The 14,621-nt window shown below is 37.2% G+C and carries 11 protein-coding genes and 1 pseudogene; 10 read left to right on the forward strand and 2 right to left on the reverse strand.

The window, feature by feature from the left end; all coding sequences use genetic code 11:
• Positions 1 to 3: 3 nt before the first annotated feature.
• Positions 4 to 1,413 (reverse strand): DUF4099 domain-containing protein, encoded by a 1,410-nt coding sequence (locus HMPREF9145_RS07580; RefSeq protein ID WP_021825685.1) that lies wholly within the window; start codon positions 1,411 to 1,413, stop codon positions 4 to 6.
• Between the two features lie 214 nt (positions 1,414 to 1,627).
• Between HMPREF9145_RS07580 and HMPREF9145_RS12855 the strand changes: the two genes are divergently transcribed.
• The 10 genes from HMPREF9145_RS12855 (at position 1,628) to HMPREF9145_RS07630 (ending at position 14,075) form a co-directional block, all read left to right on the forward strand.
• A complete protein-coding gene (locus HMPREF9145_RS12855; protein ID WP_021825707.1) occupies positions 1,628 to 1,831 on the forward strand; it encodes a helix-turn-helix transcriptional regulator in 204 nt (67 codons plus the stop codon).
• A 93-nt stretch (positions 1,832 to 1,924) separates the two neighbouring features.
• Entirely contained in the window at positions 1,925 to 2,785 is an 861-nt protein-coding gene (locus HMPREF9145_RS07590; RefSeq protein ID WP_018968361.1) for a DUF4007 family protein, read from the forward strand.
• Positions 2,772 to 5,921 (forward strand): hypothetical protein, encoded by a 3,150-nt coding sequence (locus HMPREF9145_RS07595; protein ID WP_021825698.1) that lies wholly within the window; start codon positions 2,772 to 2,774, stop codon positions 5,919 to 5,921. Before HMPREF9145_RS07590 ends, HMPREF9145_RS07595 begins: the two co-directional genes overlap by 14 nt.
• A complete protein-coding gene (locus HMPREF9145_RS07600) occupies positions 5,918 to 7,027 on the forward strand; it encodes an adenine nucleotide alpha hydrolase family protein (RefSeq protein WP_018919963.1) in 1,110 nt (369 codons plus the stop codon). The genes HMPREF9145_RS07595 and HMPREF9145_RS07600 overlap by 4 nt, the downstream gene beginning before the upstream one ends.
• Before the next feature lies 1 nt (position 7,028).
• Positions 7,029 to 7,553 carry a hypothetical protein gene (locus HMPREF9145_RS07605; RefSeq protein ID WP_155945286.1) on the forward strand — a complete coding sequence of 175 codons (525 nt, stop codon included), beginning with the start codon at positions 7,029 to 7,031 and terminating at the stop codon, positions 7,551 to 7,553.
• 2 nt (positions 7,554 to 7,555) lie between these two features.
• Positions 7,556 to 8,809 (forward strand): DNA sulfur modification protein DndB, encoded by a 1,254-nt coding sequence (locus tag HMPREF9145_RS07610; RefSeq protein WP_021825760.1) that lies wholly within the window; start codon positions 7,556 to 7,558, stop codon positions 8,807 to 8,809.
• Between the two features lie 2 nt (positions 8,810 to 8,811).
• Positions 8,812 to 11,082 (forward strand): DEAD/DEAH box helicase family protein, encoded by a 2,271-nt coding sequence (locus tag HMPREF9145_RS07615; protein ID WP_021825669.1) that lies wholly within the window; start codon positions 8,812 to 8,814, stop codon positions 11,080 to 11,082.
• A 6-nt stretch (positions 11,083 to 11,088) separates the two neighbouring features.
• Positions 11,089 to 11,322 (forward strand): hypothetical protein, encoded by a 234-nt coding sequence (locus tag HMPREF9145_RS07620; protein ID WP_021825723.1) that lies wholly within the window; start codon positions 11,089 to 11,091, stop codon positions 11,320 to 11,322.
• Positions 11,319 to 13,493, forward strand: a complete 2,175-nt coding sequence (locus HMPREF9145_RS07625) for an AAA family ATPase (RefSeq protein WP_021825734.1) — start codon at positions 11,319 to 11,321, stop codon at positions 13,491 to 13,493. Before HMPREF9145_RS07620 ends, HMPREF9145_RS07625 begins: the two co-directional genes overlap by 4 nt.
• 6 nt (positions 13,494 to 13,499) lie before the next feature.
• Complete coding sequence (locus tag HMPREF9145_RS07630) at positions 13,500 to 14,075, forward strand: hypothetical protein (RefSeq protein WP_021825663.1); 576 nt, start codon at positions 13,500 to 13,502, stop codon at positions 14,073 to 14,075.
• A gap of 116 nt (positions 14,076 to 14,191) precedes the next feature.
• On the opposite strand, the pseudogene HMPREF9145_RS12860 reads toward HMPREF9145_RS07630, so the two are convergent.
• Positions 14,192 to 14,621, reverse strand: a pseudogene (locus HMPREF9145_RS12860) (conjugal transfer protein TraG); the annotation flags it as partial.

Consider the following 14,621-nt stretch of genomic DNA (forward strand, 5'->3'; position numbering starts at 1 on the left):
GGGTTACATCTTACGTCCACGGGACTTCTTTTGTTTGTTTTCGTCCTGCTTTTGCTTCTGCTCGGCAGTAGGCTGTGTCTGTCCCGTCTTCAAGGGCTCTTTCACATTCTTGGTAGCTTCATTCGTCTTGCCGTGGTTGTTCACGGCTACCTGCGTTTTGTGTTCTTCGGCTACGGCAACCACCTTTTCCTTGCCAGTTTCCTGCTTCTTGTCAGGATTCCACTTGTAAAAACGTGGGCGGTTCTGTTCCTTGTCCATGCGAACGTATGCGTTGAAAGGTTGTCCCTGTTTGTCCACCATATTCTTTAGATATAGTGTACGACCGCTATCCAAGGCTTCACGCTGTTTATCTGATAGTTCCAGTCCGCAGAGCTTATGGGGTACGCCTTGCTGCTGTGTCTGTTTGTGTTCCTGTCGTTCTCTTAAACTCTTGTTGTCGCCAAAGATAAACTCAATGCCCTTTCGCTCGGCATTGATCTGCAGGGTGGCGTTGAAAGACTTACCGCTCTTAGCAGTCATACCTTCAACCTTTACTGCTTTGCCCTCCACAAGGTCTTTATACTGAGTGTCAGAGAGCGTTACGCCCTTGATTTCTTTGGGGATGTTCACACGGTCGGCGCGCAGGGCTATGATTTCATTCGTCTGCGGATCGATAGAGACGTAAGCAGAAAAAGGCTCAGCGTTCTTAGGTGTTACCTCAATGGTCTTGCCAAGATTACCCGTAGCAAGGAGTTGCTCCTTTTCTTCGGGAGAGAACTTGTAACCCATATAGGGAAAATCAAGCTGTGGTTCTTTTCTCAAAGGATGAATTGCCAAACCGATATTGCCGTTATCGTCCGTGCGAAAAGCAAGGCGAGCTTCGGTGTAGATGATTGTGTCGCCAATGGGAACGGCAATCGTCAAGAGATTGCTCTTCTGCCAATTGAGCATCTTTTCCAATTCTCCACTCTGCTTCAATCGCTCACGGGTAAGTCCGAGATTATCGAGTTGCTTCCAATCAACCTTCGACTCATCGATGGCAGTAGTATTCTTCTGCTGGGGAAGATAGTCCTCAAAGGGAACGCCCATCTCAGCCAGCTGCTGATTGCTTTCTGGCTTTTCACGGCTTTGTAGCATGGTGCGCAGATTGTCCACGCCCTGCTCCACATTGTCTGCCAATACCTTGTACAGTCCAAAATGAGTCGGGTTATTGAACTGTTTGAGGAAGTTGGCCATGAAGTTCTTCAGCAGTCCGTCCTTGTTGTTGAACTTCAAGAACGCTGCCTGATTGGCAGCAATTGCTTCAGTGATTTTAAGGTTTCCCTTTTCGTCAACACTGGATACGACGGACAATTTACCCGCTTCCTGTTCATTCTTTACCTCCGTGCGGTCTTCCAGGACCAGCACGTAATTGTCATTACTGTTTGATTCCATTTTTTGTATTTAAGATGAATAAATAACTATTTTCTGCAAAAATACATGTATAAAACAAGCCTTTTATAAGGCAAGGATATAGCAGGAAATGATGGGGAAATATTGGAAATATGAAGATTTTTCGGAATTTCTGTGAACGTTCTTGCTTAATCTGATCAGAAAAGAGTACCTTTGTGTGGAATATAATCATTGTCCAGATAAATAAAATCATCGTATGGCGATAATAAATAGAATCAAAATTATGCTTGTTGAAAAACAACGAACAAGCAAATGGCTTGCAGAACAACTCGGAAGGTCGGAAAATACTGTCTCGAAATGGTGTTCCAACAAGGTTCAACCCTCTTTGGAAAATCTTTACGAAATTGCTAAGCTGTTAGATATAGAAGTACGTTCTTTAATTTGTTCTTCAAAAGAATAAGTATGAAACTATTACGTATTCTTTTGATAATAGATACTAAGAAATCTATTAGTGATAGACATTTTGCTAAAAGCTTTAATTGTAATTCTAACTATGGTTATAACTAAATATACATTTTCAGGACACGAATCATTCCCCTGTAAGACATTGTGGCTTAAAAAAGGATATGATTTTGTTCTAGAAAATAATGATTGGAACAATCTTTACTCTGTTGTTAAACTCGGAGTTGGGAAAAATATGGTAGCATCTATACGTTATTGGATGCGATCTTTTGGTCTAATAAATAATGATGGGGTAACTGATGTTGCTCATCTAATTTTTGATTCAAATAGTGGTACAGATCCTTTTATGGAAGATCTAGGTACATTATGGCTTTTACATTACCAACTTGTAAGATCTAATGAAGCAACCCTTTATAATTTATTTTTTACACGATTTCAGCGAGAACGTATGACTTTTGACAGAAATCATGTTGTTGCATTTGTCAAACGTTTTATGCTTGAGAATGGGAAAATAAAACAGTTTAACGAAAATACTATAAAAAAAGACGTTGGCGTTCTTTTGCAAAACTATTCTCTTTCACGCACACCCTCTTCTATGGAAGATTATTCTGTTCTATTAGCAGATTTAGATTTAATATCGTTATCAAGTGATGAAAAACAATACTCTTTTAATATTGAAGGAAAGAGACAATTACCTATTGAGATACTCCTTTACGCTATCGTTAAGGAAAAAGGTAATACTGATAGTGTAGACTATGATACACTTCAGATGATAGGCAATGTATTCTGTCTTAACGATATGGGGCTCATCAATATACTTATGAAACTACAGACAAAATTCCCAAATATATTTCGTTATACCGATACAGCAGGATTGAGACAAGTACAATTTCTCAAGAGAGTGCTACCCTACGAAGTTCTTAAATATTACTATAGAAATGAAGAATTATAGTCCATCGGCCAATATAGAATCCGGGGTTACAGGTAATGAAAAATACATTATTACACCCAATGTTCAAAAAGTAGCGGGCGAAATCGTTAATCAGTATCAAGCAGGCATTCATTCTTTTACCATCATTGGGACATATGGTACAGGAAAGTCGTGTTTCCTTCTGAAATTAGAACGAGACCTAATTGGATTTGATTCTGAGGCTGCTTTGATAAAAAACCTAAGAGTCTTAGCTCCAGTTAGCGGAGTTGACATACTAAACATAATTGGAGAGTATTCTTCATTAGAGCGGCTAATAATGGATAAATTAAATAAGAAGGCGAATGGAGATACTGCGATAGAACTATTAAAAAACTATTACAATAGATTGAAAAGGCAGAATAAAATGCTAGTAATAGTCATTGATGAATTTGGTAAACTTCTTGAACACGCAGCAAAAAATGAAGTTGAGAAAGAACTATACTTTGTGCAACAGCTGGCAGAGTTTGTCAATATGCCTGAGAGAAATATTCTTTTGCTAACAACTCTCCATCAAAATTTTAGTTCATATGCATCCAAACTCAGTTCGGTTCAAAAGAACGAATGGACAAAAGTAAAAGGACGCTTCCAAGAAGTGGTGTTTGCAGAACCTGTAGAGCAGTTGTTGTATATGGCTGCGGAGTCTCTTAACAATGAGGTTATCAATGCTGACATGCAGGTATCTAGTATTTATGCAATGGCTCTAAAGTGTAAGCTTATAGTGCCGACACTCAAAGAAGAGACGATACGAAAACTCTTTCCTTTAGATGCATTTTCTGCAGTAATACTCACAAAGGCTATTCAAAAATATGGCCAGAATGAACGTTCTTTGTTTTCATTTCTGAATGCTAATGGATCTCATGCTCTGAATTCTTTTGAGCCTACGCCTACTTGTACATATAATTTGAGTATAGTTTATGATTATCTTGTAGCTTATTTCCATTCATATTTGTCTGATGCAAATGCAGATTCAATGGGATGGAGAGCTATCCTTGTAGCCATAGAACGTGTGGAAACTGCCGACTGGAAGACTACTCAATTAATGGAGGAAGCAATAAAGACAATAAAAGCAATCGGTCTTCTCAATATTTTTGGAGGGGCGGGATTCTCTATGTCAAAGAATGAGCTTGTCGATTATATGAAACAAGCTATGTCAATAGATTTTGCAGAAAATTTACTAGATGAACTGATTCGACGTCGTATTATAAGGTATGCAGAGTACAAATCACGATTTATCCTGTTTGAAGGGACTGATGTAAACATTGAAGATGAAATTATAAAAGCTTCGACTATTGTATCTATTCCAACGAACCCTGTTGATTCTCTTAGAGACATTTTAGGCAATCATATAGTTCCTGTTAAGGCATATTATTACTATAGTGGTACACCTCGCTATTTTGAGTATCTTCTCTCTGAAAGTCCTTTGGATTTAATTCCAGTTGGAGAAGTTGATGGGTTTATTGAATTAATTTTCTCAACAAATGAAAATACAACAGATGAGGTACGAAAGTTTAGTGCAAATTGCGAATATGCACGTGTATTTGCAGTTTTCAACAATACAGAATCTTTTATTTTACATTTGCACAAAATACAGATTTATGACTATATCATTCAAAAAACTTTGATTGATAAGACTGATCATATTGCCTTACGTGAAATTAACAATCTAAAGTCATATGAACATAACTTGTTAAAAAAAGAGCTTAAAGAAAGCCTATTCTCATATAATGGACACGTCGTCTGGTTCTACAAGGGAGAAGAAAAGATAATAAAGAATCAGCGAGACTTCAATTCTTTATTATCTTATGTTTGCAAGGATGTTTATCCTCTTAGTCCTGTTATAAGTAATGAACTTATTAATCGTCATAAACTGAGCGGAAGCATATCTGCCGCACGTATAAAATACTTACAAGCCCTTATTGGTGAATCAGAAAAAGACGATTTTGGATGGGACAAAGAGAAATGCCCTCCAGAGAAATCAATCTATTACACTCTACTCAAAACGACGGGCTTACACAAAGGCGGAGAATTTGCAGAAGAGCCGACAGTAGATAGCATTATGCCCTTATGGAATGCCTGTGAGAGTTTTCTTCGTAGTACTCAAGATAAATCGCGAAAAATATCTGAACTGATTAAGATGCTATCCGAAAAACCCTACAAGGTAAAGATGGGAGTATTGGATTTCTGGATTCCTACATATTTGTATATGAAGCGGCTTGACTATTCTCTATTTGGAAGTAATGGTATGTATATCCCGGAAGTCAATATGGAATTCTTTGATTTATTAAAGAAGCATCCTTCAGATTTTAGTATAAAGGCATATACAGAAGATGGTGTAAAAATAAAATTCTATAACCAATATCGAAGGTTTATCAATGTAAGTGAAGACGAAAAGATTAAAGGAGACAAGTTTATAGAAACAATAAAACCTTTCTTTTCTTTTTATAGCCGTCTGAATGATTATGCTAAATACACACGTAAATTTGACAATATTACAACTCTTCGTTTTCGAGATGTATTGGCTAAAGCCAAGGATCCGGAGAAGACGTTTTTTGAGGATTTACCTGAAGCTTTAGGATACGATAAAAAATCTCTTGACAATGAGGTGTTTGTAAAAAATTATTGCAATCTCATCCAAAAGGCTGTGAGAGAACTTCGTTCGTGTTATAATGCGCTAATAGATCGAATAGAAGGACAATTAATCGAAAGGCTTGAACTACAAGGATATGAATATTCAGATTACATCATTGAGATTCGTCATCGTCTTTCACATATAAAAGAACATCTCCTGTCGGACAAGCAACATGATTTTTATAATCACGTTATGACAGTATTCGACAATCGACAAGAATGGTTTCAAAGTATTGCATATGCTGCTCTGGATCAACCTCTTGAGCGTTTAAAAGATGACCAAGAGGAACAACTAATAGATAATATCGTATATCTCTTCCGTGAGTGTGAGAAACACTCTATTGTTTCTGAAGCCATGTCTTTTCAAATAAATGCTGAAGAGAGAAAACGCTCTAAAGAGTTAGAAACGAAAATAGAGAAGCTATTGTCAGAGGATGTTAATCTCAATATCTATGCTTTGATGAATTTATTGAAAAAGAAAATGAAATGACAAACGTAAGACATATACTCGGCATATCAGGAGGCAAAGATAGTGCTGCCCTTTCTATCTATCTAAAGCAGAAATATCCTCAGATGAAGATAGAGTATTACAATTCTGACACGGGTTGCGAGTTGGAAGAGACCGAGAGGCTAATAGATAAACTTGAAGCCTATTTAGGGAGTATTAAGCGATTACGTGCAGCAGAAAGGAGTCCCGAAGCAACTCCCTTTGACCACTTTCTGAAAGCCTGTGGTGGATTTCTTCCATCTCCACAAGCTCGATGGTGTACGCAAAAAATGAAATTAGCTGAATTTGAACAATATGTTGGAGATGATTATGCGGTATCTTATGTCGGCATACGCGGTGATGAAAATCGTGATGGATACATCTCCTCAAAGCCCAATATCCAAGCGGTCTTTCCTTTCCGAAGAAATATTTGGAGCATTGACATTATTAATAAGATTCTCCATAATGATCAGCGGGAACAACTAATTGATATCTATAATCATTTTTATTCGGAGTCCCAGCAAGAAAAAATTATGGGAATATTAAAAAGACCACTTAGTAAACAGTTTTATTATTCTAAAACGCTTAATGCTTTACTTGACATTGACGTAAAATTATTCAACCGCGTAGTTTTTGAGTATCTAAAGACCACAGACTACCCAGTGGGAAAATTGGATTCATTTCCACTAATAGATAATGATGAAGTTCTCGTCAAGGAGGATATATTTCGTTTGTTGCACGAAAGTGGAGTTGGAGTTCCTGCATATTACGAAAAGATACCTTTTGAAGTTGATGGAAAGATTGGAACATACTGTCGAAGCCGTTCAGGCTGTTATTTCTGTTTCTACCAGCAGAAAATTGAATGGGTTTGGCTTTATGAACAGCACCCTGACCTATTTAAAAAGGCAATGGAATACGAAAAAGATGGTTACACCTGGAATCAAGGTGAGAGTTTGGAAGACTTAATTAAGCCTGAACGTATACGTCAAATTAAGTTAGATGCTATTAAACGACAAGAACAAAGAGCAAAGATGAACAGCAATTCTTTGTTGGTAGATATATTCACGGACGATGATAATGACGTTTTATGTGCAAATTGTTTTATTTGACATGAGAAAAGCAGCGTTCTTAAATACACATGATGAAGATAAGTTATATGATATAACTTACTATCATAATCCTAATCATTGGATTGATAATAAAATCGAAGATTTAAATCCAATTTCAGACGTAACTAAGTGGTCTGAAGAAATAAAGTATTATGAAGGAGAAGATATTTCTGATAGCATTAAGAACCTACCAACGAATACTGGTGGTATATATATGTTTTACTTAAAAGGAATCAATCTTCCATTCATAGAGAATTACATTGTTTACATTGGTAGGTGTCATTATTCAAATGGTAGTCAACATATTCGTAAACGAGCAAAAGAATATGATTCTGATAATTCAAGAACAGATATTGTCAGAATGAAAAAATATTGGAAAGATTATCTATTTTATCGTTATTATCCAGAAACAGATAATGAACAAATAGATAAAGATGAGGTTGCTCTTATTCGTGCAATAAGACCTCCTTTTAATTCGGAAATACCAGATAAATTAGATGTTCAACCATCTGAAAAAGCATTTTAATCATGGAGTCAGCAAAAATCCCTGCAATAAAAGGAAAAATTGGAAATACTATTTACTATTGTACCACAATGTCCTTCAGACAAATAAGTTCGATGGTAAAAAAGGTAGACGAGGAATTACATACTGCTAATTCTTTAAAGGAGCAGATACAACGATCCCTCACTAATAACTATATTAAAATAAAAAATTATATACTAAATCGAGAAGATCGTTTTTTTGACAGTTTAGTTCTTGCGGTTTATGATGGAGACCCTTTGTGGACAGAAGTTCGATTTGAGATAGAAAATAGACAGTATCCTAATATTGGGTTATTGGAGTTTTCAGGTCATGAAAAGATTTTCCCAGTTGATGGTCAGCATAGAGTAGAAGGAATCAGAGCTGCATTGGAACAAAATGAAGAGTTGAAAAATGAGACTATTAGTGTAATGCTTATAGGTCATCAAAATACAACAGAAGGAAGGGAAAAATCAAGAAGAATATTCTCAACGCTCAATAGATATGTTAAACCTGTACGTTTAGGAGATATTATCGCCCTTGACGAGGATGATATAGTAGCTATTGTTACACGAGATTTATTGGAAACATATCCTTTGTTTATGGGAGAAAGAATAAAAGCTAGTAATAACAAATCAATCCCTCAGACAGATAAAAAAGCGTTTACTTCATTAATAACTTTATATGAATGTCATCTTTCTCTTTATAAGTCATTTATATCCAAAAAAAATCAGCATCATTATGGGAAATCTCAAATAAAAGATATGCTAAAATCCAGACCGTCCGATGATATTATTGCGGAATTTAATCAGTATTTGGTTGATTTCTGGGATTGTATGAATTCTACTTTTGAAGAGATAGAGGTATACATTAATAATAATTCAGATAATCCCGCTGCAGAACTACGTTCTACAGAAAACGGAGGAAATTTATTTTTCCGTCCAATCGGTTTGTTTCCATTTGTAGAGGCTATTGCTAGAATTTTGTTAGCAACAAATAAGTCATTCGATGAGATAATCTCTGGTTATGTAAATTTGAAACGTAATGTTCATTCTGATATGTGGGATATGATATTATGGAATCCAATAAATAGAAGGATGATTATGAGAAATCAATCATTGGTTTATTATCTATTAATAAAGATAATGGATGATAGCATTTTAACCGAAAGAGAGAATACTAATATGATAAGCAAGTATGCAACAATATTCAACATCGAACTGTCTGAGGCAAGACGAAGAATAGCTACAATAAGATTGTAATTATGCTAAAAGAGGTGATATTTCCAGCACACCGCCATTTCAAATCGCGGACAGAGTGGGAACCTATAGGCTTCTTCTCTGATTGTTTGTGTAATGCCACTAGATTTGATTTAATGTTAGGGTTCTTTTCCTCTTCTGCAATTAATATCTTAGCTGATGGTTTCGCATCGTTTCTATATAATGGTGGACGTATGAATCTAATTGTAAACGACATTCTGACTGAGCAAGATAAAAATGCCATTGCCAGTGGTGAACTTGATTTGTACATACCATTTTTCGATATAACTGACATCGAAAAACTAAAAAATATATTGTCAGAACGAGATACTCATTTCTTCGATTGCCTTGCCTGGCTCATCCGCAACAATCGGCTTGATATTAGAATTATTGCCCCAAAAGATGGCATTGGTATTTCGCACACCAAGACAGGTATTTTTTTTGATGGTGTGAATAAGGTCGGTTTCGATGGCTCTTGCAACTTTTCACGGTCGGCATTGATTGACAATATCGAAAGCCTTACGGCTTTCTGCGATTGGGACGGCAATCCAGCATCCGCTACCATAAATAAAATCAACGGAGAGTTTGAACTTGTGTTTACAGGCAAAGATGAGAATGTTGTTTTTGTTCCAACCGACAGAGTGAAAACCCATATTACTGAATCGTTCAAAAACAAGGAACTGAAGGATTTACTGGAAGATGAATACAAGTTTATTCAGCAGGATATTGCTGATAAGTTATTGCCAAAATCTGTGACTAAGGCGTTGGAAAAAGCCAAAAACAAAGTTGAATTCGAGATAGAGAGAATCAAGAAGCAAGGAGAAGCTATTGAGTCAATTGATTTTGGTAGGCCTAGTTTCCCATACGAATCTGGTCCACGTGAATATCAGAAACAAGCATTTGAGAATTGGAAGCATAACAAGCAGAAAGGCTTGTTCGCAATGGCAACAGGTACGGGCAAAACTATTACCTCTCTGAATTGTCTTCTTGAGATCTACAACAAGTTAGGCTACTACAAAGCCATTATCCTTGTTCCGACCATTACACTTGTCGAACAATGGGAAATTGAATGTAAAAAGTTCAATTTTAAAACCATTATAAAAGTTTGCTCAAAGTATAACAATTGGAAATCGGCAGCGGCTAATCTTCGCCTGCTCGAAATGACGAACGCCAACAACGATTTGTCATACATTATCATATCAACTTACGCATCGTTTGTCCGTTCCAATGTTTTTATGGAATTGAATCAATTTCCCAAAAATAAACTTTTGTTTATCGCTGACGAGGCTCACAATATGGGTGGCGGATTGATGGCTCAACGCCTTTCTGATATACAATATTTGCGTCGCATAGGACTTTCTGCCACGCCCGAAAGGCAGTTTGACGATACGGGTAACCGAAAACTGATGGATTTCTTTGGCTGTGCAAACAATTACACCTTTGAATATTCAATGGCTGAAGCCATTCAAAATGGTGCTTTGTGCCGTTATTATTACTATCCGCACATTGTTCGACTGACCAAAAACGAAATGGCTGATTATGTTGAACTTTCAAAAAAGATAGTCAAAATAATGGGTTTTCACGATGAGGAAAGTCTGGAACGATTGAAAATGCTTTTACTGAAACGCAAACGTATCATTCACAAAGCAGCCAACAAGTTGTCCGCTTTCCAACAGATTGTTCAACAGCGTATGGAAGAAAAAAATAGTCTGAAATACACGTTGGTCTATGTTCCCGAAGGCAACAAGCCCGACAATTTCGAGGCTGATATTTTCGACCAATCCGACGCTATCGCTTCCGACCCTGAAACCGAACATCTGATAGACGATTTCACCCGCATTGTCCGTGATATGAATTCCCATATCATAGTCCGTCAGTTTACTTCTGAATCAACCGACCGCGATGCCATGCTCAAAGGCTTTGCTGATGGCAGCATTGATGTGCTTATCTCGATGAAGTGTTTGGACGAAGGTGTTGATGTGCCGCGAAGCGAATTTGCTATATTCTGTGCAAGCACAGGAAACTCACGCCAATTCATTCAACGCCGTGGTCGTGTTCTACGTACACACAAAGACAAACGCTTCGCCATCATTCACGACCTCATCGTAATACCTGACAATGTGTTTGATGAAGAATGCTACGCTTTGGAGAAAAGCCTTGTGCAAAGCGAGTTGAGACGTGTCCGTGATTTTGCATTATTGTCAGAGAATCTGAATGATACCGACAACGAACTGCAAGAAGTATTAAATCATTATAATTTATCCATATTTAATTAGTGAAATATGAGTACATATAAAACCAACGGTGATAAGATTTTACAGGCTGTAATTGCTGATGAACAGCTTATCAATTTCTATGGCTACAATCCCGATAATTTCAGGTCAATTTCAGAAGCCTTGGATTCTGAAATAGCAGTAATCCAAGCCATAGCACAAATTATCAACCGAAATGAGCAAAAAGCTACCGAAAGGGAAATCTACAATGAAGTCAGTAACTTTTTAAAAGCAAACATATGATTATCAAAGATATAAAAATAAATAACTTCCGTAGTTACTACGGAAGCAATAACCTTTCGTTATCAAAAGGTCTAACTTTGGTTATCGGAGATAATGGTGATGGTAAAACGACCTTATTTGAAGCGTTGGAATGGCTGTTCGACACGACGGGCGAGAACAGAAAAGATTCACACATTTCCGAAAAGCGTAAATCAGAATTAGAAATTGGTGAAAGTGATGAGGTCTCGGTAAGCATAACCTTTGAACATGATGGTGAGAAAGAGATAGAAAAGAGTTTCACTTTTGAGAGAATATCCGGAGACAACATTCGTACAAAGGATTACAAGTTTGTCGGATATTCCATTGTTGGTGCGGAACGTCATTCCATAGCCGGCGACAAGCTGTTGAATGGGTGTTTTGAGCCTGTCTTACGCAAATATTGTTTGTTCAAAGGGGAAAACGAACTCAATGTTTTTGACAATGACACTGCGTTGAAAACGTTGGTTGATACGTTTTCGGGAATCAGGGATTTTGACAAATTGGTTGACTTGACATCAAATTTTGAGCAAAGCTCTGCAAGAGCGGCAAACCGTGAATTGCAAAACGATAAGAAAGTATCGAAGCAAGCGAAAGAATTGAATACACAACTGAATGATGTTACAAACGACATTCAAAGCATCAAGACAGAACTCAATCAAAAGAAAATCTCAATCAATGAATTTTCGTCGAAGTTGGAATTGCTAGAAAAGAACCAAGAAACATCGGAACGCTATCAAGCTATAAAAGAACGTATCAAAGGGCTGAAAGACAAGCGGGCGAAGTTGGTGGCGTGGTCATCGTGCGAGTACAGCACTAACTTATTGGATGAATATTGGATTTTACGTTCCTTCCCTGCAATCATAAAAGAGTTTTCTGCAAAAGTTTCTGCTTTGAGCAAAGAGAAACGAAGACTTGACAAACAGGAAACAGAACGTCGTGCGAAAGAGGCTGGAGAACGTGAGGCTATCTCAAAAATTCAAAAACTTGCCAATGATGCCGTTCCTTTGCCATGGAATTTGCCCGATGAGGCGACAATGAAAGAAATGATTGATGATGAAATCTGTAAAGTCTGCGGTCGCCCTGCCCCCAAAGATTCGGAGGCTTACAAATTTATGTGTAATAAACTGAATGAATATCTTGCCCATATAGCAGCGGAGGCCAATAAAAATTCAAGTTTAAAAGAAGATGATGATAAGCCGCTGTTTCCAAATTTTTTTATCAATGAATTACATTCTCGCCAAATCAAATTGAGTGGCGACACAGAGCAGGAGATTGCAAAGATTGCAACAACAATTTCAGATCGTTTGGAATTTGTTGCGAAAAGAAAGGCGGAATTGGCAGAGGTGGATAAACAGCTGCAAGAGTTGGAAATAGAACAAAATGATTTGCTGATGCAATCAGGTTTAAGCACAGATTTGTTAGATAAGAGTATATCTGATTTAAGAGGTTTCTTTGATGCTAAAAGTCTTGCTGAAAGCCGTGTTTCAGAATTGGAAACCACTCTAAAATACAAGGAGAGTGCAAGAGACGAAATACAAGAAAAACTGTCGCAACTTGAACCGACAAGTTCTATGACACAGGTATATCAGCGTGTGCATATTGCATTTGAGAAGATAACCAAAGCATTCGCTAACGCAAGAGAGCAGAATGTTAATAATTTTCTTCAAATTCTTGAGAAGGAATCAAATAAATATTTACAGAAGTTGAACAAAAACGACTTCTACGGAATAATTCGCATCAGAAAAACCCTCAACAATTCTGCACGTATTGAACTCTATAGTGATAACGGAACTCGAATCGAAAATCCAAACGGTGCACTGAAGACAACTATGTATATGTCGGTTCTGTTTGCCATTTCTCAAATCACAACATTGAAACGCGAACAAGACTATCCATTGATTTTTGATGCCCCAACATCCTCATTCGGCGGGTTCAAGGAAGAGACCTTCTACAATGTAATAGATACCATTGATAAGCAATGTGTTATCGTTACGAAAGACTTGCTCAATATCGACAAAGTAACAGGAAAAAAGATGTTAGATTTCGACACAATCAATATACTTTCTTGTTCTGTCTTTCGGATTGAGAAAGTAGAACCATTCAATGACAAGGATTTGTCAACTATTCGAACAATTGTTAAACAGGTAAAATAACACATTATGGCGACAGAAAAAATATATGATTTGTGGGCAAACCGAAATCCACAATGGGAAAAAAGATACGAAGACAGCATCATCAAAAACTTTTGTGACTATGGGCGTGGTGCAACTTCTTTACGTGAAGACAGAGGAAAAGTCTTTGGTGGTGGTTATGAAATATTCATTGTCGCATTTTTTATAGGACTTTATTTCAACCAAAAGCGACCACTCATAGAGGACACACAAAAACGCAAGACTTTCGGACAGCCCATTCAGTATTGGGGCAATTTAGACTCTGTCAAAGGACGAAAAGCCTATCCGAAACTCCGGGAGTATATTTTCACCGCTCTTGTTTCCCGTACCGACATTGATTTCATTGCTTTGGAAAAAGGCGAAATGACATCACGAAAAGCGGTTGACATGCTTATGCAGACAATGGAGGAGTACGCCAATTGGGGGTTTCATTTTATGGAGGATAAACTGACCGATGCTCCTAATTATTTCTTTCGTGAAACTGCATTTTTAGAAGTATTTTTAGCTTTTGATGCCGCAGCTTCTGAAAATATAAATGAAGATGAACCAGAATCATTAGATTAAGCATATTCATATTGATCAAACACAGTAGAAGAGAATGTCTTATTTATTTTATATCTAATTGAATTTATTGTATATCAGATTCTATTACTAATACGGGATTCTGAACTTAGGCTTCACTAATCTCCATTCTTTATTAGATGACATAAACTTGGAGTGGTCTTAATTATTCTAATCTCATTATCAACAAGTGTTAGAATCTCTTTTTTTACACGCTTATAGTTGGCTTCGATGGTCTCGTTGAGAGTGTCGGAGCCATTTTCGTTTGTAAAGTCTGCTATCACAGGTAATGGGTTGGTAGGCTTTCATCTCGGCAGATACCTTGATACTGTCCACCACAATCTCTGCATGAAAAATCTTCTGGTCGATGCGTTCATCAAAGTTGTCTGATACTGCCCCCACAAACATTCCTTGCGTAAGGTTACTGATTTTGGATGCAGGGATAAGGCTATCCATCTGAGTGGAAATAGATGTGGATTTGTCATTGCGGTTGATGGTCATAGACTGCCGTTGCTGGAGTACCTTACCGAAGCGCTCGCAGAGTGTTTT

Origin of the sequence: Segatella salivae F0493, from assembly GCF_000477535.1 — a bacterium.
GTDB classification, from domain to species: Bacteria; Bacteroidota; Bacteroidia; order Bacteroidales; family Bacteroidaceae; genus Prevotella; species Prevotella salivae.